Genomic DNA, 20,804 nt, shown 5'->3' with positions numbered 1-20,804 from the left:
GCGCCGGGCAAACGTCCAGGCATTTGTTATTTTACCTTTTCGGTCCCTGTCGGGCTGGTGACACCCGTTGGACCGCCTCCGCTTCCGCTGGGCGAGGGACTACGATCGATCGTAGTTGCTGAGGCATCAGGCGGCAGCGCCGGAGATGGGGGGATAGGCTGCGTGCGGGTGGAGGCAGTGGTGGACGCGTCTGTTCGTAACGTCGGTGGCCAGACCAGGTAACTCAAAAGCGCAATCATGAACACGGTAAGGCCAGCAATGGCCACACCCCATATAAGCCACCGTCTTTTTTCCGCGCGCTCGATGCCCGCCGCCTCGGCGTAGGGCGGATCTATTCCATAGGTCTCGATCTTGTCGTCGTCGCTGCTCATCAGATGGATCCTCCTTTTCTCCCAAACAAGAAAACGTTTCATATGGTTCCCTGCATCGGCGACCGGCCTCTCGATTTTATTGGCCCACTTGGCCAGGACGCGCGGTCGCGCGGAACCTAAGTTGCGGTCGTGGGTTACCATCATCTGTTTGCACAAGGACCAACGATGAGCCAATCTCGAACCTGCATAAAGGCAGGTGACCATACACTCCTCGGCGCCAACCCCCAGGGTGACGGCGTCAACTTTGCGCTCTTCAGCGCCAACGCCGAACGGGTCGAACTGTGCCTGTTTTCCGAAGACGGTATGCATGAACTCGAACGGATCACGCTTCCCGAATACACGAATGAAATCTGGCACGGCCACGTTCCCGGACTGAAGGCTGGTCGCCTATATGGTTACCGGGTCCATGGACGCTTCGATCCTGAGAACGGGCACCGTTTCAATCCGAACAAGCTCCTGGTCGATCCCTATGCACGTGAACTCGTGGGCGATATCAATTGGGGGCAAGCACAATTTGGCTATGGATTGAACGAGGTAGAAAAGGACCTGTCGTTCGATGACACCGACAGCGCGCCACACATGCCCAAGGGGCGCATCGTCGACCCGGCCGCTTTCGATTGGCAAGCCGATACCAAGCCGTCGATCCCTTGGTCAAAGACGATATTCTATGAGACGCATGTCAAGGGCTTTACCCAACTGCACCCGGACGTCCCGGGCGACGTGCGCGGCACATTTGAAGGCCTCGGGCATCACGAGGTTATTGCCTATATCAAAGCCCTCGGCATCACCTCGATCGAGCTGTTGCCCATTCATTGGTTCCCTGATGATGCTCATCTTCTCGAGAAGGGACTGAAGAACTACTGGGGCTATAACAGCCTCGCTTTCTTCGCACCCGCAGCCAGATACTTTGGTCCGAAAAAGATGGCGGGTTTCTGCAACATGGTCAGGGCATTTCATGAGGGCGGCATCGAGGTCATCCTTGACGTTGTCTACAATCACACCGCCGAAGGAAACGAACTGGGACCGACGCTCTCGTTCAAGGGCATCGACAATTTCTCATACTACCGCACGCTTCCTGGTCAGGCGCGGTATTACATCAATGACACCGGCACTGGAAATACCGTCAACACGTCACATCCCCGCGTGCTCCAGATGGTGACAGACTCGCTGCGTTACTGGGCGCAAAGCATGCATATCGACGGCTTCCGCTTCGATCTTGGTACCATCCTCGGGCGCGAACCAAAGGGCTTTGATCAGCGCAGCGGCTTCTTCGACGCCATCGGCCAGGATCCGGTTCTGTCCAAGCTGAAACTGGTGGGTGAGCCTTGGGACATCGGCCCTGGCGGTTACCAGGTCGGCGGTTTTCCACCTGGCTGGGCTGAATGGAATGACAAATATCGCGATACGATCCGCGACTACTGGAAAGACGAGGACGGGACAACGCAAGACTTCGCCGCGCGTGTACTCGGCTCCGGGGATATCTACGATCTTCGTGGCAGACGGCCATGGGCTGGCGTCAATTTCATAACCGCCCATGACGGCTTTACCCTTAACGATCTCGTTTCCTATAACGAAAAACACAATGAGGCCAATGGCGACGATAACCGGGACGGCCACAACGACAACCGCAGCTTCAACTACGGGGTGGAAGGTCCAACCGACGATGACGCGATCAACGCGGTGCGAGAGCGGCAAAAGCGTAACTTTCTCGCAACACTTTTCCTCTCGCACGGAACGCCGATGCTTCTTGCCGGCGACGAGTTCAGTCGTAGCCAGATGGGCAATAATAACGGGTACTGCCAGGACAGCGATTTAAGCTTCGTGCATTGGGACAACCTGCCTGAGGGGCCCGGGCAATTGAAGCAATTCACCAAACGCCTCATTGACTTGCGCCAAAAGCACCCAATCTTCAGACGCGAAAACTGGCGCGATGGCATGAAGGTGTCCTGGTTAAACCCCGTTGGCGGTGTGCAGACACAAGAGCACTGGTCGGATCCCGGCAGCACGACCATTGGCCTTCGCTTGTCAAAGGCAAGCGGCGCCGCCAAAGACGTCAACGACGTGCTTGTCTTGTTCAATCCGCATGACGGCCTTGTGCACTTCAAGCTGCCGCGAGCGCGCGATGGATGGGTCTTGATGCTGACGACCGCCGATCCGTGCCTTGTCGACCAGCCGATTGCCGGCGGTGAATACTGCCTTTCACCGCGAAGCCTGGTTCTTCTCCGGGCTGGGTAGTGTTGCGCCTGGCAAAGCGATCCCTCCAACGGACAGGGAGGTTGCCCTTGAGCAGTTCGTCATTCGGCCCGCTGATTTTGGACACGGGTATCCAATTTCGCCTGTGGGCTCCGTATCAGCAGGGCGTTTTGCTGAAGCTCGATGATGACGGGTCCTACGAAATGTCGCGATCGCCCGATGGCTGGCATCGTTGCGAAGTCGCCACTGCCAAAGCCGGATCACTATACAGCTTCATCCTGGACAACGGACTGGTTGTGCCGGATCCGGCCTCGAGGTTTCAGCCAAGCGACGTCCACGGTCCAACTGAGGTGGTCGACCTCAGCACCTTCGCCTGGAAGCCCGGTCGTTGGCGCGGAAGAGCTTGGGAGGAAATGGTCTTTTACGAGCTACATATCGGCACCTTCACTGAGGAAGGAACTTTCCTTGCGGCCATCGATCGTCTCGATCACCTGAGAAACCTCGGCATAACCGCTGTTCAAATCATGCCGATAAGCGATTTTCCCGGCCAGTGGGGATGGGGATATGACGGCGTGTTGCCCTATGCGCCCGACAGTACCTATGGAAGACCCGAACACCTGAAGATGTTGGTTGAAGCTGCACATGAGCGAGACATCTGCGTCTTCCTCGACGTCGTTTACAATCATTTCGGCCCCGAGGGCAATTACATGCCAGCCTATGCGCCAGTCTTGTCCGACGGCCACGATACGCCCTGGGGCAACGGCATCAACTATGATGGGACCGACAGCGAACCGGTCCGCCGGTTTATTGTCGAGAATGCCGTGTACTGGATTTGCGAATTCAGATTGGACGGCCTGCGACTGGACGCCGTGCACGCTATCAAAGACGATAGCAGTGAACATATCCTGCACGAAATTGCCTACCGTATCCGTGACGCCGCCGGCGACAGAAAGGTTCACCTCATCGTCGAAAACGAGGCCAATGACAGCGAGCTGTTGAGCCTGAAGAAGGCCGGCGATGTCCGCCTGTTTAATGCCCAGTGGAACGATGATTTCCATCACGCGCTTCATGTCGCTGCGACCGGCGAGACGTCCGGATACTATGCAGACTACGTCTCAAGCCCGCCCCCGATTGGCAAGGCATTGGCCGAAGGGTTCGTGTTCCAGGGCGAGCACATGCCTTATCGGGGCAGAAGGAGGGGCAAGCGGAGCGCGGACTTGCCGGCAACTGCCTTCGTTGCTTTCATCCAGAACCATGATCAGATCGGAAATCGCGCTCTTGGCGATCGCGTGATCAGCTCTCTCCCTGAGGAGGTGATCCGAGCTGTTGCGGCGGTCTATCTGTTGTCGCCACAAATACCGATGCTGTTCATGGGCGAGGAATGGAACGCCAAGGAGCCTTTTCCCTACTTCTGCGACTTCGACGCGAGCCTGCGCGAGGCGGTAAGACGGGGCAGGCGCAGCGAGCTTGCCAGACTGCCAGGCTTTGCCGCCGGCGACCAATTGGATCCGACCGAGGCTTCGACGTTTGAAGCGGCAAAACTCGATTGGTCAAAACGTGATGAAGACGCCGGCGCCAGCCACCTTGAATTCTACGCCAGTCTGCTTGAAACAAGGCGCAAAAATATCGTGCCTTTGCTGGACAAGATTGATCGCTGCGCTGGTGCCTGGGAACGCCGCAAGGACCGGCTCATCTTGGTCGAATGGCGCCTCACCGACGATCGCAAGCTTCGTTTGCTCGGCAATCTCGCAAACGAGCCGGCGCCAACACCTGCCAACGGTCACCTCGGCAAGGAAATCTTTTCGTTAGGGGTGGCGAACGACATCATTGCCCCATGGTCCGTCTTCTGGAGGATCGGTGGGTGAACGTTCCGACCTCCACCTATCGCCTGCAATTGCGAAACGGGATGACCTTTGAGCGGGTAGAACGAACCGTTCCCCACCTTCAGGCGTTGGGGATCGATTACCTTTACCTGTCGCCGATCATGTCGGCTGTGCGGGGATCGACACACGGATACGACGTGACCGACTGCAACGAGATCGATGCTGCACTTGGAGGACGCCAGGGCTTCGATCGGCTGACCCGGGCACTAGAGGTGGCAGGACTGGGGTTGATCGTCGACATTGTTCCCAATCACATGGCGGTATCGGCTGAAAATCGCTGGTTTGCCGACGTGCTCGAATTCGGAAGCACAAGCCCATTCGCCAGCTACTTCGACATCGACTGGCGCGAACGGCTTACCTTGCCCATCCTCGACAAGCCGTTGGATGAGGTGATCAAAGATGGCGAACTTGATGTACGTCGCGACCCGGATCTCGGCGAGCCTTGCCTCCGTTATTTTGATACCTCCCTGCCGCTCGCCCCTCACACTGCGGACTTTCTGTCTTGTCCTCGAAAGAAAGGCGAGATCGAAGCCCTGCTGCAAGCCCAGCATTGGCAGCTCACCTGCTGGAAGGACGCAAGCCGCCATTTGAGCTACCGCCGGTTCTTCGAGATCGCGGGCCTGGTGGGGCTGCGCGTCGAAGATGAGCAGGTGTTTAGCGACAGCCATCGTCTGATCTTCGAGCTTGTCAAATCCGGTCAGGTTCAAGGTTTGCGCCTCGACCACATCGACGGATTGGCTGATCCCGGGACCTACCTAAAGAGGTTGCGTGGTGCAGTCGGATCCGATCTGTTTATCGTGGTGGAAAAGATCCTCGCTCATGGCGAAAAACTCCCCGCCGACTGGCCTGTGGAAGGGACGACCGGTTACGAGTTCATAACAGCGCTTTCCGACTTGCTTGTACACCCCGGGGGCTTGAAGGTCATTCATGGCGCCTATTCAATGCTTGGAACACATTCCGAAGGCCTCGACAGCGGACTTCGCGCGGCAAAGACGCTGATGATCGACCACAACTTCCAGGGCGAGATGGAAAGGATCAGAAAGCTTGCCCAGCGGGCGCGGCCGGACCTCAGTGAGAATGGTATCGCCGCTGCGATCCGGGAGCTGCTGATTGCCTTTCCAGTTTACCGCACTTATGGCGCCGGTGGCGCCTTGAACAAGCAGGATCAGGATGTCCTTCGACGCGCCGTCACGAAAGCCTTGGGACGGGTTTCCTGCAGCCAACCTCTAGAGTGGCTGGCGTCCGTTCTCGCGGATGGGTCGGAGCCAGCATTGCGCTGCCGATTTCAGCAACTGAGCGGAGCGATCATGGCGAAGGCGATGGAGGATACGCTCTTTTATCGACAAACCGCGCTGCTTGCCCTGAACGAAGTGGGAGGAGAGCCCGACAAGGCACCACAAGGCCTTAAGGCCTTTCACCGTCAGATGCGAAAGCGTCTTTGTAAATGCCCGCACGGGCTCTCGGCCACCTCAACACACGACACCAAGCGCGGTGAGGACGCGCGCGCGCGCCTCTACGCCTTAAGCGAGGCGCCGCTTTTCTGGCGCCATGCATTCCACGAGTGGAGTGAGATGAACCGCCACCATGGTGCAAAGCACCAGGGTGTCTTGACGCCAGATCCGCAGCTCGAGTGGATGCTCTATCAGAGCCTCGCGGGGTGTTGGCCCGAGGACAATCATGACGCAGATGACCTTAGTCACCGTTTCGTTTCCTACGCTGAAAAAGCCGTTCGGGAAGCAAAGCTCGCGACGAATTGGCACGACCCGGATGCTGCCTACGAGCAGACAGTCAAGTCATATGCGGCGGCAATGACCTCAGGATCCAATTCTTCCTTTCGAACGCATTTTTCCAAGATACTGAAGCCGTTCATCGCGGCCGGACATGTTAACAGCCTGGCGCAAACGCTGATCAAGCTCGCAGCACCTGGCGTTCCCGATATCTACCAGGGATCCGAACGGCTGGACCTCAGCCTTGTCGACCCCGACAACCGGCACATGCTCGACATCCTTTTGTCTGCAGAAGCAATGGCGGTAGAAACCAAAAGGACGGAGCTATCCTTCGGTGCGCTGAAACTGCGGATCATTCAGTCCAGCCTCAAACAGCGCAAAGAGCACCCTGACCTGTTTGCACATGGTGCTTACCTGCCGCTCTTGGCGCGCGGCCGGCGAAGCAACCATGTCGTCGCTTTTGTACGGCACGATGAAAGCGGTGATTATGCGGTGGCCGTGGCCTCGAGGTTCATGTTCGGGCACCTTGCAGACGGATCACTTGCCGCAGCACCTGAATTCTGGGAAGACACAACGATCGACCTTCCTCCGTCGCTTGTCGGTCCACGTCGAAGCGTGTTTTCGGGATGTTCGCTGAACGGGCGCCAATTGGCGCTCTCGAGCGTCCTGCATTCACTGCCGGTCGCCCTCATCGCTCCTGGATGAATGATCCTTTGTGGGATATGGACGGCGTTTTCGATTTAAGCGTTGGCTTTTCCAGAGCGCCTAATCCGGGTCTGCGCGGCGCTTGACGGCGTCACGCAGCACCGCAAGCTTCTTTCGCTCTTCAAGGAAATAGTCCGCATAGCCCACCGCAGCATAAAGCAGGAATCTCACGCTCGGGATGAGGATCAGTACCAATGTGATCAAGATGAGTGTCGTCATGGACGGCTCCTTTCTGTCAGGAGCAGAACAACAGCGTTGCTTAAAGGTTTCCATGAACAACCGAGTTAGTCGGCCGCTTTTCCAATCGTGTCGGCAACATAGGCTCCGCGCGATCCCATCGGCAAGGGAAAGCCGGTTGTCGTATCTCTGGCGGTTTGATGTTCGAGTTCTGCGTTCAATTCGCCGCCGATGATCAGAATGACGACCGAAAGCCATGTCCAGACAAGAAAGCCGATCAGCGCGCCCAAGGTTCCGTAGGTTGCGCTGTAGTTGGCAAAGTGGTCCAAGTAAAAGGAGAAGCCCAGGGACATCACAAACCACGAGACCGTGACAAGGACAGCGCCCCAGGTCATCCATCGGAGTTTAGCCGGTTCGCGGCTCGGTCCGAAACGGTAAACAGCGGTTGTCGCCAGCGCAGCGATCGAGAGCAGGAGCGGCCAACGCAGAACAAGTGCCATATGCTCCTTGAACTGGTCCATCCAGATAAATGAAAGCGCAACTGGCATCACAGCGACCAGTCCGATCATTAGCGCGGCCGCGAGCATGGCGCAAAGCGTAAAGCAAAGAGCAACAGCGTTCAGCCGGATCAGCCCGCGCTTTTCCCTCTCCTCATAGGCAACATTCATCGCATCGAAGACCGCAAGTGTGGCGTTGTGGCTGCTCCAAAGCGCAAAAGCCAAACCGATAAAGAAAGTAAGACCGAGCGTGGAGCTGCGCGTTTCGACCAGGCTTTTGATCCTCTCGGCGATGAAATCGAAGGCACCTGGCGGAAGCAGTCCCGAAAGCTCGCGTAAGTGCTCGGCCATCGTCGCAGGATCGGCAACCAGCCCATAAATGGCAACCATCGCGGCTAATGCCGGAAAGAGCGCCAGCAAAAGGTAGAATGTCACGCCAGCAGCGATGAGCGTTGCACGATCGTCCAAGACTTCTTCTACCACCCGCCAAAAGACATCGCGAAGACCTTTCAGGGGAATGGCTTCGGGGACGGCTGCGTTTCTCCCCCTGCCGCCCTCCTCACCCTCGTCTTCGGCTCGCGAGAGCGATGTCGTCCGTCCGTTGCGAGCCATCCAGATGAAGCCGACGACGGCCATTGACAAGACGAAGAGCGCTGCTGGATTGGGCGTCTTCATGAGCGACGGGTTTGGTTGCATCCGCTCGCCTCCATTGAGGTCCTGATAAAACGTGCTTTCGCGCCAAAAGATGCATTGGTTTTTTAGCGCCGGCTCTTCTTTCCACCACTCCATCCGTTTGGCCTTCCACCGGCTCTTCGAAAACCTTAGGCCGTGTTCCGATTTTGAGGAGTGGGGCGCCGCCCAGCACTCGGGCACAAAGGGCCGTGGCTCGAGTTTTTGCAGGGCGCTGCAGCTGAGCGGCATGACCAAACTCTGGTTCGAAGACAAGGTTCCCGGCAGGCAGAGTGGATCGGCGGCAAGGCCAATTCTTTCTGGAACATCTCGACCCCCCCTTTGTTACCGTGACGTAGGGCCTGATCTATATTCGCTTAGGATGCGGGGCCGATCCTTACACTTGCCCCCTGAGGCAAAACCAGCGCGTGTGGATGAAGAAGGAGGCCACAGGTGTTCCTGCGGTGGCAACACCAGGCTCGACGCTTGCCTGGCTATGGAAGGCATGAAAAGGCCGGACCTTTTGGGCTGCAGTCTAGCCAAAACCGAGGATAGGCCGATATGGTGCAAACCCGTTTCTGTCTACCATTGGGGTCCTTATGATCAGTCGCCATCAGCATGAGGCCTCTCTTCGACTGCTCGCAGGCAAGCGGATCCTCATCGTGGAAGACGAGTATTTCGTGGCCGATGAAACCCGAAAGGCGCTCGTGGCGGCAGGGGCGGAGGTCATCGGGCCGGCCCCTTCGGTTGAGATCGGCATGTCGATGATCGACCGCGAAACACCCGACGCCGCTATTCTCGACATCAGATTGGAGGGCGAAACTGTCTTTCCGATCGCCGACAGGCTGCATGGCCTTGCCATTCCTTTCGTCTTCGCGACCGCCCATGTCGACGCCGATATACCCGAAAAATTCGGGGGTTATCTGTTGTGCGAAAAGCCAACCGCTCTGGCAGAGATTGCCATCGCGCTATTTGCCTCAAAACCTCGGGATCAATAACGACGGCGTCAGGGTCCGATACCGTACAGAGGGGAACCAATAGTCTCGGCAAGGTTTACCCTCCTCAGAGATCGCGGGGATCAGACAATGACCGCACATACATCCGCCGGTTCGATGAGCGAGGAGATAATCGAGCTCATTCCGGCACTGCGAGCCTTTGCTCGCACATTCTACCAGCATCAAAACGACGCCGACGACCTGGTCCAGGAAACACTTGTACGCGCGCTTTCAAACGCCGATCATTTCCAAAAGGGCACAAGATTGAAATCGTGGCTCTTTACGATCATGCGAAATACGTTTTGCACGCGCTATCGGATCTCAAAGCGGGAGGCCGTTGGAGCGGCAGACTGTATTTCGTCTCAAGAAAGTGTGCAACCAGAGCAGGAATGGAGAATGATGGGTCACGAGATTGAGGCGGCATGCGTGAAGCTGCCTGAGAAGTACCGAACCGCTTTTGAGTATATTTTCATCGATGGACGTAGTTACGAAGAGGCTGCCGTTCATTTCCACTGTCCCATCGGGACGATCAAAAGCCGCGTCAATCGGGCCCGTCAGCAGCTGATCAGCGCACTATATTGAAAGCGCTGGGACAGTCATCAGTTCATCCCAGAACCTGAGAGCTTCGACTGATCTGATCATCGTTGCGCTCTTGCGTCGTGGAACGCCCAACGTGCAACGGACCCCCGCTTGTTGTCGGCGCACCGAGATTGAGACGGTTTAGCGTTTCTTGACTCTCGTCGTCAGCCCCAGGGGCAATAGCCGACGGCGGCGCTCCGCTGCTCGAGCTGCAGTCGGGCCGCCTACAGCGCTTGTTCTTCCCGCATTTTCTTCGGCTCTTCTACCACGGTCACAGATTCAGACTGATTTGTCGCGAGAGCTTCGTGGCGGGCCAAAATTGCTGAATGGCAGCGCCGCCATCAGCGATAGGAATGAGAAGTTCACAGCACCTGCTCATGCGCCGAGTTAGGCTTTTTGCCCCCATCTGCTGACTGCCAGCCTTCGGCGGCGATTGCCCGTACTGCTGACAGCCTCCGCGAGTACTCTGGCTCGCAGGATCAAATCACGCTGTCGAACACAGCCTGCTCGATGAACGCCGATTTCGGTCCCCGTTCATTTCAATTCGTCTGTGATAACGCCATGGGCCAACTGCTCCTTAGAAGCCCACCGGTCCTACGTAAGCGCTGTTTGGCTCGCACCTTGACCACGACGCGTTGTGCCGTTTCGAAGACTGCCGCTGTGACGGAGATGGCAACAATGCGCCAATACCGGACGTGAATATCCCTCGACTCACTGGCTCTCCAGTTCGGAAGTCGTGATGATGGGAACACGATACATCTCGTTAATCTCGTCCAGCATCCCTTCCAGGAAGCGCGAATTATTGACTCTGCAATCGAATGATGTGGCGGGTTGAAATCCGCCATATTTGCTCTGCGCCTTAGATCACAAGCGCCGAGGCGATTACTGCCGTTGCCGCAACGCCGGCAAGCCAGGCAAGCGTACGAATTCCCGGGATGCCCGCGATGTAAACGAGTGCATGGACAACCCGAGCGACGACAAAGATGATTGCAGCGCCCTGGGTGAGTGGCGTCGACAGATGGAGGGCCTGCGCTGCCAAAACCACCGTGGCGAATGGCAGGGCGTTCTCCACCAGGTTCTGGTGAGCCCGCACCGCCCGTCGCGCAGCACCTGTTGCGGGAGCGATACCTTCCCTGTTGCCCATCAGGGCAGAATTGCCGACCTGCTTGCCGTAGAGGGCCCCAGAGGTAACGGCGAGAACGAGGAGCAGTAGAGCCGTGGTAACGACACTGAAGAGTTCGACTGACATACATGACACCTTTGAGTTATCCCAATGAACTCGGACGATCCGAAGTCAAGGGCTTGTGAATGCATGTCTTTGAAAATATTGTGTATGCCGACGCAATATCCATGACATGAAAGCCGTATTGCTTGACCGATTGTCCTGATTTTGAGCCTTCATTCGATCGGTCGTCGATACAGGACGACGCTCTCTCGCATTTGCTGGCGTGGGTGCAATTGAGGGGCGAAACTGTTTATCAGGCAGAACTTCACGATCCATGGCGGCTGCGCTTCCCACCGGGTGCGTCCCACGTCCATCTGGTGATTGAGGGCGCATTCGATTTACGACTCCTGGACGGCACAACGATCCGCCTGGAGGCCGGTGACTTGGCACTTGTTCCGCACGGTTCGGGGCACGCGATTTCAAGCCAGGAGGCTGGCAGCGCGGCTCCTGTCGACGCGTTTACCCCGGACATGTTCGATGCCTCTCGCCTGCTCCTCTGGAATCGGGGCGAGGGACGCGTCACTAGAATTGTTGGAGGGTTGTTCCGCTACGAGCGGCAGCCGTTGCCCCCCGTTCTGAAGGCTTTACCACCCGTCATCCATCTAAGGCCGTCTGACCACACCGTACCGGATTGGCGGAGTGTCGTGGCCTCGTTTCTGATCGAAGAGGCCAATCACCCCGCGCCGGGCACCGCCCTGATGATTTCACGCATCATCGACCTCATGGTCATCCGCACGCTGCGAAGTTGGACGGAAGATCAACCGGACAATCTCGCCTGGCTGGGAGGTGCGCGGGAAAAGCGCATGGGGCGGGCCTTATCGGCGATTCACGAGCAGCCGACGCGGTCTTGGTCCGTGGAAGAACTGGCGGGGTTGGCGGGAATGTCGCGCTCGGTCTTTGCCGAGCGCTTCGCCCGTGCCTTCGGAGAGCCGCCGTTGAGGTACCTGATGCGCTGGCGTTTCTCCATCGCCACCGACCTGCTGACGCAAAGCGATCTGCCCGTGGGCGAGATCGCACGCGCTGTGGGCTATGAGTCAGAAGCGGGCTTCAGTCGGGCCTTCAAGGCGTTTCATGGACGTGCACCTAGCGTCGTTCGCTCAGAACATGTGCATCGATGAGGCTCTCTTGACGGTCTTTCAGTGCGCATCGAACACAGGCCGCAGTTCGTAGGCTGCGCGCCCGACCCAGTCGGCGAGCTGGATCGGTCCAGATCGATGCCTTGGCGGCTCATGATCTGGGCCTGACGATAGAGCGGAGGGTGATCTGCATATTTGCAGACCAGAACATGGGCGACAGTCGCTTCCGTCGGCAGCCCTGCCTGGATCAGGCGTGCTGGAGCCGGAGCCTGGACGACGCCGTGGTGCAGGCACGGCAGGCATATTTGGGGCGGCGGGTGACCATGACGCGAAACTGCGCCGGACGACATCCAGCCGCTCGGAGACATCCCTCGCCAATACAATGAAAGCAACCGCCGCAGACGCAGACCAGGCTTTCCGGTTCGATCACCTCTTCGACACGGGGAAGATGCTTTGGAAGCGAGCCGCGATTGATTGCGCGTGGCTTGGTAATCCTGTTTCCAGCACGAGCGTCGGCCTCATCCTCGGCATGGATCGCGGCCATGGCCGTTTCCAAGTATTCCAGTGCCAGATCGAATTGGTCGGGATCGGTCTTCTCGGACTCGCGCCCGAAGGCCGCAGTACTGGATCAGGCCCTTCGGGTGCACGCCATGCCGATGATGACGACAACGGTCCTGGATCGAGGGTGAGCGTCCGGTGAGCGAATTTTGCTGAACGAGCCAGTTAGGCGATGTTCGGGCTGTGTTACCGCTCTGGCAGGAGACCGCAGCCGCGATCCGCGCCTGGATTGCAACGCCAGGCTGGCCGCCGTGAAGTCCTTCTTCCGCTATCTCGAGCACAAGCCGAAGCGCAGACCGTTGCCGGATGGCCTTCCAACTGAAGAGTTGGTCTATGCAGCCCCCTGCAATTGTCCGACTTGTGGTGGCACGTCGTTCCTGAAAGCGCCAAGGTCGATGTCGCGATGCTGGAGCCGGTTGCCCAGCCCTGGCCGGGAGAGCTGCCATGCTGAGTCAGCTCCTCGCCGATCATACGGCTGGAGGCGGCATGATCGGGCCCTCAGGAAATGTGCGGGTCGATTTGGCCTGCGGGGTGACTGATATGCGGCGCGGCATTGATGGTCTGTCAGCCGCATCTCACGCAGGCTCAGCTTTCTATGCTTGTCGAAGGGATCGACTGGCGCACGTCGGCGGCTGCAAGATACCGCGGCTACGACGAAAGGCGGCGCCGGCAAGTTCGGCTGCCATTACCGCAGCACGTCGGTGATGCACTCCGGCTCCGCATAATTATCGTCGCCGCATAGTTGCGGAAGTCGACCGGCTTGGTCGCCACCATGATCCGAACGCGGTTCGATGGAAAGATCATGTCGCCGCCGCCAAGGCACGCGCAATGGCAGCGATCCGGGCAGCAGACGCCCCTTCTTCAAGACGGACTGTTACGGGACCGACGACAATCTCGGCGCGGGAGACTGTCTTGAGCGTCGGCGGCTGAGGCGCGGAGGTCTCGACCACTATGGCCGCGAATTCGACTGCATCCTCGGGCTGGGGCAAAACCAGCTTGCCCTGCCGCGCCAGTGTCCGCCAGGACGACAGGTGGTTGGCCTTCAGACCGTAGCGTTCCGCGACTTCGTTCACCGTCACGCCTGGTCGCAAGCTCTCCGAAACGATCCGCGCCGTGACCTAGTCCGGCCATTGGCGATGAGCCTCACGTCGGCTCCGCCGCGTCGTGAGAACCTCCAAAGTAGTGTCCATGGAGAAACTCCTTCTCGCTCGTCCATGGAATGTCGATCACAGATCAGGCGACAGCGAGCAATGTGGGAGCAGAACACCGGTTACCGTCCTACATTCAGTGGGACTCTGGTCGGTTGATCCCTAATTCCGCATAATTGCGCAAATTCGCATGAAATACATTGCGGCCGCAGAGAGGCTGGAGCATGGTCTGAGTATCAGCAGCCAACGTTACGGGCGCTGCTGCCTCAGGGAAAAACCCTCGCCCCAAACGGGAGGAGGACCGCGATGTCTTCCGAGCTACACACAGTGTTGAAATCCAAGGACCTCCTCATGCTGCAAGACGTTTTGGATGCAGCAGGCTACGGTTCGACGAGCAATGTCGACAATTCAAAAAACTACAATGCCGCAGCGAAACTGCTTCTGGAACTTTTTCTTCAAGGCGTGACCTCCGAAGAAGATCTGACGATGGAGCTTGAAAGGTCTTTTGGCAGCATCATGTCGCCGATTTCTCCGCCCAGTTTCCAGCGGATGCGGGCTGCCATTCAGGGACGCCGGCCGCGATAAAGCTTCGGAAAAGCCCAGCGCACCGGCCGAAGATCGAAGGTCGAGGGTTTAGGTCAGAGCCTTTCGGAAGAAGGCGTGCGAGAACGAGCCGGAATAGAGGGAGCAAATCGGCTCCGGCTTGTCCGCCATGAATTCATCACACGCCTTTTTTACGCCGGGCAGATAGTTCCATCCATCGGGATCGACGGCCGGATCGCAATAATCGTCGATGAGGCAAACCGCGCCTTTGGAAAGGCGGGGATAGACGTACTCCAAGCTCACCAAGATCGAACCGTACAAATCCCCGTCCAGATAAGCGAAGCAAATGCAGTCTGGCAGCCCGTGCGGGAGAGTGTCTTCGAACCATCCCGTGTGAATAACGGGCAGTTCCAGGCCGTGGATAGCGAAGTTGTCGATCAGCACGTCTCGCGAGGTAGCGAGATCGCCTTTCCGATACGCACCTCCATCCTCGCTTCGCGCTGCCGGAAGTCCTTCGAAACTATCATAGACATGCAGTCTTTTGCTTGAGTGGAAGCTTTTCATGACTTTTGAAATCAGTACCGACGACTGGCCTTCGTTGCAGCCGACCTCCACCAGATCCCCGTCGATCCCATAGGCGATCACCTGCGATACCAGGTGATACATGTTCATTCTCTGCTCCACATTCGTGGAAATGCCCGAGTGCGACGGCGAAAATCTGAGACCTGTGAATTTATGGATCAGCTGGTCGATGAAGCCAGCCGTATCCATGTTTAATCCGAGCCGCCGCGTAAACAGGTTTAAGGCCCTGTCGACATGGGAAGAACGTCGTATCTGCCAATCAAAGTCCCTGGTGATGAAGAAGTTGTCCATTCAGGGTCACCTCGTTTCGTTATCCACCAGCGTGTGCGTCATTTGCGGTAAGCGGCCATTCGAAGCCGCTCAAGCAGCGAAAAACCGGATCAGCTCATCCGCCAGCTCGCCGGGCGCCTCCTCCGCCATATGGTGTCCACAGTCAATTCCCCTGCCTGTTACTGGCAGTTCTGCCCATGGCCGCCATACCCCCACTACGTCCTTGTAAAGATCCTCAAGATCATCTTTTCTGGACCATAAGACGTGAAGGGGACAGGTCAGCTTCCGTCGCGAATTCCGATCGTCACGATCATGAAGATGATCGAGATGGATCCCAGCGCGATAGTCGCCCAGCATTCCTTGGATCGTGTCAGGGTCTGTTATTGCGGTTAGGAAGTCAGCATAGTTCTCGCTGCCCATTGAAGAAGCCGAGCCGCCGTACCAACCTAAAGGATCAGCAAGAATTGCCCGTTCAGGTTTGTCCGGCTGGGCGAAGAAGAACCAATGCCACCACCGGGCTGCGAACTGCACGCCACATCGTTCCAGCGCCTCCAGGATCGGCACGCCGTCAAGCATTGCAAGTTTTTTCACCTTGGAAGGATGATCCATAGCGGTGCGAAAGGCGGTATAAGCTCCGCGGTCGTGCCCGGCCAAGGAAAATTCGTCGAAACCCAGAGACTGCATCAGCGCAACGCAATCTCGGGCCTTGGCGCGTTTTGACGAGGCTTCATAGTCGTGAGGATCCGCAGGTTTTCCCGATTGGCCAAATCCTCTGAGATCCGGACAGACAACGGTGAATTGGCCGGCAAGGATTGGCGCTACCCGATACCACGTCGTGTGTGTCCTCGGATGCCCATGAAGTAGCAGAAGAGGTGGCCCGCAACCGCCGTAACGAACCCGCAAGGTCGTCTCTGGCACCTCGACCATTTCCAAGTGGAAATTTTCGAACATCGTTCTTCCTAAAGGTCGGTAGGAAAACGATTGGCCGTTGCGCTCAGTTCCATAGGATGTCATGCCGGACCACGAAGCATCGATCGGACAAATCAACAGGGCCCAGGATCCTCCCTCGCCTTCCCCAAGCTTTGCTTGGCCTGCCGGGAGGAAAATGCAGATCACGAGCAGAGGAAATATTCATGCCCCGACATACGCTGCTTGATCAAACAGCCGACGTCACCGCTGTTTCCAGTCGGTCCATCAACAATGGATCCGCATCCGATTAGTACGCGAATTCAACGACAGCCACGCGGCTTCAAGCAGCCTCGGTGGGAGGCGGGGAGAAGCCAGCGTGGGCAGGACGTGCTTGTCATCAATAGGGACCGACGCATTGGCGACGTGGCCCGTAATAGGGCTGGAAGGTATTGTCGAACGCCCTGTACGAACGGTAGCGCGCATAGCACCAACGTGCGTGGCTGCCGCCGTAGTAACCCGACCATGCGTAGTTGCGATAAGGCCTGTAGTAGCGGTAGGGTCCGCCATAATAGCCATAGGGGGAGCCATAATGCGTATCGTAGTACGACCCGTAGTAAGGCTGTGACAATGCACTGCCAAGGATGGCGCCGAAAGCCAGGCCACCCAAGGCCAGGCCCCAGTTCGATCCATGGTGGTGGTGATAGCCGCCATAATGGCCGCCATTCCAGTGGCCGCCATTCCAGTTGCCGCCCCCATGGTGACGCCATTGCACCTGCTCAATAGACTGATGTGCTTCGATCTTGGGTGGGTTGATTGCCGGGAACGCCTGCGCCGGCGTGAGACCGGGAATACCGATGATCAAGCCAAACGTGACAACCGCTAGCTTTTTCATGACTGTTCTTCCTTTTACTTGCCAAGTGGAGGATTATGTTCCCTTTCACCTGAACTAAAGGTGAACGCATTGTGTCGAAAAACGTTCCGTAAGAAAATAATTGGTCGCCATCCCGCTTGCAGATGCGGCATGCCACAAACGTCTCGCGCGAGCTGAATTCCATGGCAAATCGAGGTGGAGCGATCTTATGGTTCGCAGCGCACCGATTTGAAAGATCGGGCGGCTGCCGGATCGAAGCAATTGAGTACGGCTTGCGCTGAGGCCTTCGCGTTGCAGCCAACACAGCTTCCGGTCTTTTGCATCCGAGCGGGGCAAGCCGGGCGTGATGGCAGCAATGGGAAAAACAGAAAGACACAAACGTTACGACGCCGGCGCGACGATTTGGTTTTTGCGCCCGTCACACACTCTAAATGATGCGTACCAACCATCCCACTGCGAGAATTGCTCAAGGACCCGGCGATACCCCTTGCTTTCCAACAGGCTCTGTATCGCTGCTTCGGTCTTTGAATTATTCTCGATTGAAATGAGGTCGAACTCGCGATCGAAGCTATAGGCGGACAAGATATCGAGTTCACTGCCTTCTGTATCGATCGACAGATAATCCACCACCGGTGGCGCCCGGTAAGTTTCCAGCAAATCGTCCAGCGAGATTGTCTCTACATGGATTTGCCTTCCTTTCGCACGCAACTCGGCGAAATGATCCCCTCGGGAAAAATCGGCGATCGAACTCAGCTCCGGGTCAACGTCATCCGTGGCGATGAAGGCGACGGTGTCGTGGGATCGAGATGTGACGCAGCGATGGTCGATAAAGGCATTTCTGTTTGCGGCCAACTCCTGATGCCAGATCGGATTTGGTTCGGCCAGGATACCGGACCAGCCGAATGTCTTCTCGAGCAACCATGTATTGCTATTCTTCAGTCCATTCGTCGCTCCGAACTCGACAAAGAAGCCATCTCTTCTTTCGCACAGCGCGTAGCAAACCCACAGGTCCTGTAAAATCTGCGCTCTCGACCACTCGCGCCGTGACAAGCAATAGGCGATGAACCTCAGGTCATCATCTGATAGGGCGCCCGCGACCTCCGGCCTGTTGAGGCGAATGGCGTTGAACAGGGCTTTCTGCAATTTTCTGTTCTGGCGTAATCTATTGAAGATCATCGCCACAGTCGTAAGTGCAAGCTTTCTTGCGTCCAGCATCTTGGCATCCGTTTTTCGCGTTGAGCGAGGCTTTCGTCGTATGGTCTTTGCACCTCGAATATTTGTCAGAGGCACAATCGCACCTGTCGCGAGCCGCTTAATGGCGCTGTTTCAAATGACCTTTTCCATCCGGCTTCCTCCCGGTGCCTGTTGGGTAAGGTCTCCGTGAAGGCTATTGCTCAAACAGGGTCGAGCAAGCCGTTCGAACCAGGCGCTGCGTCAGGGACGACGATGCACGTCGCCATTACCTTTTCTGCGCAGGATAATAGTGACGCCAGGTCCTGCCGATGCTGGGTATCAACTGACCCATGACCGCTTTGATGCCGAGCGCCTGTCCAGACAGCCGCATGCGGTAATTCTCTGTCATATGCATCATGACGTGCTCCGGATAGACATCACGAAAGAATGACAGGCCACCACCTTCCTCAAGCTTCTCATAGAAAAAACTGCCGGCGGGCGGAGCCATCTCCTTCCAGTATCCCATCTTGGAGAGAATGTTGTTGAACAGATGGATGGTGGTGGCGTTCCGGCACTTCTCCCGGCATTCGCCGACAAATCCGCGAAGGAAGATCTTAAACAGGTCGTAGTGTTCGATTGGATAGAAGACCTGATGGCTCGTCGTTTCGATTTTCTCGCGAAGCTCGTTTATTACCTGGGTCAGCAATATCGGTCCGGTCTGCCCCCAAACAAGGTTCCTGTCAGCGACAGCCATGGCTTGTTCGATAAGCCTGTCCAACGTCTGCTTCGAGCTGATGTAGAGAACGGCGTTGTTCAGTCCGCCTTGCTCCTCTCGCACCACAATGTTATCGGGCAGTCCGCTCGGAAGTTCCTTGATCATAAGAACGTCGAGATCGGTCCACACAAGATCGCAGTCCCTGATCATCTTGTAGCGAAACAAATTGGAAAAGGGTGTCAGATGCGGCTTTCCATTCACTGGGAAGCATTTCGTCAGCCCTTCCGGAAGAAGCTCTGCCGCGTCACGCAACTCCACTCCGTCGGGGGCGTTTTCAATTGTTTGATAGGAAAAGAGGACAAGGCGGTAGCCATGCCTGATAAACGAATGAGCGCACGCCCGCTCGAGCGCATCAAGGCGTCCACCGTACCAAAACGTTCCGAAGGCTCTTGGGGCAGAAGAGGTCTCCAGCATCTGCATTCCTTCCGATCGAACGTGAATTCAAACCGCAACTCGCAAGTCGAAAGCGGCCTTCACGCGCGGACACTGACGTTCATTCAAGCCGACCAAGGTGATTGCGACAGCCAACCGAAAGCATATTGCCGCAGGAAGAGAGCGATCTTTGAACCGCTCCACCTTCAGGCCGGGCGCGATTTGGCGGCTGCTTCACTGAGGCCGACAAAAGGCATGCAATACGCCGGCTGAACTCTCCCATATTGACCATCGCCTTGCGATTTCCTCGATCGTCGTGGTCGTTCCGCTGGTGGTCGAAAACAAGCATGGCAGCCAAGCGAGCGCCATGATCTCGACCAATGGCTATCTCTCCTCCAAAGCCTGCATCTTCCCCCGCTTTGGAGCTGTCGCCGCCAAATACACCTGCATCGTCTCGCGAGCGACCCGCTCGATCGAAAGGTTCTCGATGCGCAGCTGGCTCTTGATCTTCCACGCTGCGATCTGTTCGGGCGCCCGCAACAGGCCTAAGACCGCATTTGCCAGCGATGACGGGTCGCGCGGCGGCACAAGAATTCCGGCTTCCCCATAGTCGAGCAGTTGCGGGATGCCGTCGACGTCAGTGCCGATAATCGCACAGCCTGCCTCGCGTGCCTCCGACACCACGAGCGGCGCGGGATCGGCATGGGACGGCAGGATGAAAATGTCTGCAGCCAGCATATATGGATAGGGATCTGTCACTGACCCAAGGAAGGTGACAGCCGGTGCGCAAGCGAGAGACGAAACCGTTTCCTCGTAAGAGCCGCGAAACGGGCCATCGCCGATGACGTACAAATGCGCTCCAGGAAAGCTCTGATGGACGATATCGAACGCGCAAAACAGATCCGCGAGGCCCTTGCGGGGGTGGAGACCACCGACAAAGAGAATGCTTGGCGACTGCAGCGCCGCCGGTTGCTGCGCTCGTGCTTCCAGCCGGCCTGCACCAATGGTGCCGTTTAGGACGACGTGCAATTTCGAAACGGAAATGCCTCTGCGTTGCATTGCGGCTGAAACAGCATCGCTAACGGCAATCACACGTGTCCCGAGGCCCATTAATATCGCGCTCTTTTCGAACTCGTTATGAACGGTTGTAATCAGGGGTATCCCGGCAACCCTGCAAATCGGAAATGCCAGGACAGCGCTGGTCATCATATGCGCATGGACAACCTCGGGTCTAAATTCGCGAACGTGACCGTGCAGGCTAAAGATGGCCTTGGCGAGGCTCGGGACGCTTCTCCTATGATCGACGCGCACGGTGGAAACGGCCTTGCTGTGCAAGAGTGTGTCAAAGTCCCCTCCTCCATTGGCGATGCAGACGGCATGCCCGAGCGCGGCCTGCGCGCAGGCGAGATCAACCGCGGCATGAACATGCCCGTTCTGGCGTTGCGTGTGGTTGAGGATATGCAGGATCCGCATCGATGACCCTTATCCCTTGCCAGCCTGACAAGC

Annotated in this window: 18 protein-coding genes and 1 pseudogene; 7 read left to right on the top strand and 12 right to left on the bottom strand. The window is 57.2% G+C overall.

The annotated features are described in order from the left end of the window. Nucleotides 1–26: 26 nt before the first annotated feature. The gene (locus tag ATY80_RS16075; protein ID WP_088693402.1) at nt 27–371 is read right to left on the bottom strand and encodes a hypothetical protein; all 345 of its coding nucleotides are present in this window, start codon (nt 369–371) and stop codon (nt 27–29) included. 165 nt (nt 372–536) lie between these two features. Between ATY80_RS16075 and glgX the strand changes: the two genes are divergently transcribed. From glgX to treY, 3 genes are read left to right on the top strand one after another with little or no spacing between them, the layout of a single operon-like run. Further along, nucleotides 537–2,606 carry a glycogen debranching protein GlgX gene (glgX, locus tag ATY80_RS16070; RefSeq protein WP_088693375.1) on the top strand — a complete coding sequence of 690 codons (2,070 nt, stop codon included), beginning with the start codon at nt 537–539 and terminating at the stop codon, nt 2,604–2,606. A gap of 47 nt (nt 2,607–2,653) precedes the next feature. Continuing rightward, nucleotides 2,654–4,429, top strand: coding sequence for a malto-oligosyltrehalose trehalohydrolase (gene treZ, locus ATY80_RS16065; RefSeq protein ID WP_088693374.1), 1,776 nt, complete (start codon nt 2,654–2,656; stop codon nt 4,427–4,429). Then, complete coding sequence (treY, locus tag ATY80_RS16060; protein WP_088693373.1) at nt 4,426–6,879, top strand: malto-oligosyltrehalose synthase; 2,454 nt, start codon at nt 4,426–4,428, stop codon at nt 6,877–6,879. Before treZ ends, treY begins: the two co-directional genes overlap by 4 nt. A 60-nt stretch (nt 6,880–6,939) precedes the next feature. On the opposite strand, the gene ATY80_RS28985 is transcribed toward treY, so the two are convergent. Continuing rightward, on the bottom strand, nt 6,940–7,098 hold the full coding sequence (locus tag ATY80_RS28985) for a hypothetical protein (RefSeq protein WP_189637177.1): 159 nt from the start codon (nt 7,096–7,098) through the stop codon (nt 6,940–6,942). Nucleotides 7,099–7,163: 65 nt separating this feature from the next. Further along, a complete protein-coding gene (locus ATY80_RS16055) occupies nt 7,164–8,249 on the bottom strand; it encodes a YihY/virulence factor BrkB family protein (protein ID WP_245306850.1) in 1,086 nt (361 codons plus the stop codon). A 572-nt stretch (nt 8,250–8,821) separates the two neighbouring features. On the opposite strand from ATY80_RS16055, the gene ATY80_RS16050 reads away from it, so the two are divergent. Both ATY80_RS16050 and ATY80_RS16045 read left to right on the top strand, forming a co-directional pair. Beyond that, on the top strand, nt 8,822–9,220 hold the full coding sequence (locus ATY80_RS16050; RefSeq protein WP_088693372.1) for a response regulator: 399 nt from the start codon (nt 8,822–8,824) through the stop codon (nt 9,218–9,220). Between the two features lie 87 nt (nt 9,221–9,307). Then, nucleotides 9,308–9,799, top strand: coding sequence for a sigma-70 family RNA polymerase sigma factor (locus tag ATY80_RS16045; RefSeq protein WP_088693371.1), 492 nt, complete (start codon nt 9,308–9,310; stop codon nt 9,797–9,799). Between the two features lie 856 nt (nt 9,800–10,655). Here ATY80_RS16045 and ATY80_RS16040 read toward each other — a convergent pair. Continuing rightward, nucleotides 10,656–11,045, bottom strand: coding sequence for an MAPEG family protein (locus ATY80_RS16040; protein WP_088693370.1), 390 nt, complete (start codon nt 11,043–11,045; stop codon nt 10,656–10,658). Between the two features lie 122 nt (nt 11,046–11,167). Between ATY80_RS16040 and ATY80_RS16035 the strand changes: the two genes are divergently transcribed. Then, nucleotides 11,168–12,139: an AraC family transcriptional regulator gene (locus ATY80_RS16035; RefSeq protein WP_088693369.1), complete on the top strand. Its 972-nt coding sequence runs from the start codon at nt 11,168–11,170 to the stop codon at nt 12,137–12,139. A 24-nt stretch (nt 12,140–12,163) separates the two neighbouring features. Here ATY80_RS16035 and ATY80_RS16030 read toward each other — a convergent pair. Both ATY80_RS16030 and ATY80_RS16015 read right to left on the bottom strand, forming a co-directional pair. Next, nucleotides 12,164–12,716: pseudogene (locus ATY80_RS16030) on the bottom strand (transposase); the annotation flags it as partial. Nucleotides 12,717–13,455: 739 nt separating this feature from the next. Next, nucleotides 13,456–13,728, bottom strand: a complete 273-nt coding sequence (locus ATY80_RS16015; RefSeq protein WP_210190814.1) for an IS66 family insertion sequence element accessory protein TnpB — start codon at nt 13,726–13,728, stop codon at nt 13,456–13,458. 381 nt (nt 13,729–14,109) lie between these two features. Here ATY80_RS16015 and ATY80_RS16010 point away from each other — a divergent pair, with 381 nt between their 5' ends. Next, complete coding sequence (locus tag ATY80_RS16010) at nt 14,110–14,388, top strand: hypothetical protein (protein WP_088693365.1); 279 nt, start codon at nt 14,110–14,112, stop codon at nt 14,386–14,388. Nucleotides 14,389–14,436: 48 nt separating this feature from the next. On the opposite strand, the gene ATY80_RS16005 is transcribed toward ATY80_RS16010, so the two are convergent. The 6 genes from ATY80_RS16005 to ATY80_RS15975 all read right to left on the bottom strand — a co-directional run bounded on the left by ATY80_RS16005 (nt 14,437) and on the right by ATY80_RS15975 (nt 20,771). Further along, entirely contained in the window at nt 14,437–15,219 is a 783-nt protein-coding gene (locus tag ATY80_RS16005) for a TylF/MycF/NovP-related O-methyltransferase (RefSeq protein ID WP_088693364.1), read from the bottom strand. A 69-nt stretch (nt 15,220–15,288) separates the two neighbouring features. After that, on the bottom strand, nt 15,289–16,149 hold the full coding sequence (locus tag ATY80_RS16000; protein WP_088693363.1) for an alpha/beta hydrolase: 861 nt from the start codon (nt 16,147–16,149) through the stop codon (nt 15,289–15,291). A gap of 355 nt (nt 16,150–16,504) precedes the next feature. Next, nucleotides 16,505–16,999, bottom strand: a complete 495-nt coding sequence (locus ATY80_RS15995) for a BA14K family protein (protein WP_088693362.1) — start codon at nt 16,997–16,999, stop codon at nt 16,505–16,507. Nucleotides 17,000–17,359: 360 nt separating this feature from the next. Next, on the bottom strand, nt 17,360–18,193 hold the full coding sequence (locus ATY80_RS15990) for an FkbM family methyltransferase (protein WP_088693361.1): 834 nt from the start codon (nt 18,191–18,193) through the stop codon (nt 17,360–17,362). Between the two features lie 244 nt (nt 18,194–18,437). Then, nucleotides 18,438–19,340 (bottom strand): hypothetical protein, encoded by a 903-nt coding sequence (locus ATY80_RS15985; RefSeq protein ID WP_141105562.1) that lies wholly within the window; start codon nt 19,338–19,340, stop codon nt 18,438–18,440. A gap of 342 nt (nt 19,341–19,682) precedes the next feature. Further along, a complete protein-coding gene (locus ATY80_RS15975; protein ID WP_088693358.1) occupies nt 19,683–20,771 on the bottom strand; it encodes a glycosyltransferase family 4 protein in 1,089 nt (362 codons plus the stop codon). Between the last annotated feature and the right edge of the window lie 33 nt (nt 20,772–20,804).

This window comes from Rhizobium sp. R711, from assembly GCF_002211365.1.
Classification (GTDB): domain Bacteria; phylum Pseudomonadota; class Alphaproteobacteria; order Rhizobiales; family Rhizobiaceae; genus Rhizobium.
The sequence above is the reverse complement of the archived record's forward strand: the minus strand, read 5'-3'. Positions and strand labels throughout refer to the sequence as shown.

What these genes read in the sequence shown, in the direction of transcription:
- ATY80_RS16075 (WP_088693402.1), bottom strand. Translation starts at nt 371, where the DNA reads ATGAGCAGCGACGACGACAAGATCGAGACCTATGGAATAGATCCGCCC.
- glgX (WP_088693375.1), top strand. Translation starts at nt 537, where the DNA reads ATGAGCCAATCTCGAACCTGCATAAAGGCAGGTGACCATACACTCCTC.
- ATY80_RS28985 (WP_189637177.1), bottom strand. Translation starts at nt 7,098, where the DNA reads ATGACGACACTCATCTTGATCACATTGGTACTGATCCTCATCCCGAGC.
- ATY80_RS16055 (WP_245306850.1), bottom strand. Translation starts at nt 8,249, where the DNA reads ATGCAACCAAACCCGTCGCTCATGAAGACGCCCAATCCAGCAGCGCTC.
- ATY80_RS16050 (WP_088693372.1), top strand. Translation starts at nt 8,822, where the DNA reads ATGATCAGTCGCCATCAGCATGAGGCCTCTCTTCGACTGCTCGCAGGC.
- ATY80_RS16045 (WP_088693371.1), top strand. Translation starts at nt 9,308, where the DNA reads ATGACCGCACATACATCCGCCGGTTCGATGAGCGAGGAGATAATCGAG.
- ATY80_RS16040 (WP_088693370.1), bottom strand. Translation starts at nt 11,045, where the DNA reads ATGTCAGTCGAACTCTTCAGTGTCGTTACCACGGCTCTACTGCTCCTC.
- ATY80_RS16010 (WP_088693365.1), top strand. Translation starts at nt 14,110, where the DNA reads ATGTCTTCCGAGCTACACACAGTGTTGAAATCCAAGGACCTCCTCATG.
- ATY80_RS16005 (WP_088693364.1), bottom strand. Translation starts at nt 15,219, where the DNA reads ATGGACAACTTCTTCATCACCAGGGACTTTGATTGGCAGATACGACGT.
- ATY80_RS16000 (WP_088693363.1), bottom strand. Translation starts at nt 16,149, where the DNA reads ATGTTCGAAAATTTCCACTTGGAAATGGTCGAGGTGCCAGAGACGACC.
- ATY80_RS15995 (WP_088693362.1), bottom strand. Translation starts at nt 16,999, where the DNA reads ATGAAAAAGCTAGCGGTTGTCACGTTTGGCTTGATCATCGGTATTCCC.
- ATY80_RS15990 (WP_088693361.1), bottom strand. Translation starts at nt 18,193, where the DNA reads ATGCTGGACGCAAGAAAGCTTGCACTTACGACTGTGGCGATGATCTTC.
- ATY80_RS15985 (WP_141105562.1), bottom strand. Translation starts at nt 19,340, where the DNA reads ATGCTGGAGACCTCTTCTGCCCCAAGAGCCTTCGGAACGTTTTGGTAC.
- ATY80_RS15975 (WP_088693358.1), bottom strand. Translation starts at nt 20,771, where the DNA reads ATGCGGATCCTGCATATCCTCAACCACACGCAACGCCAGAACGGGCAT.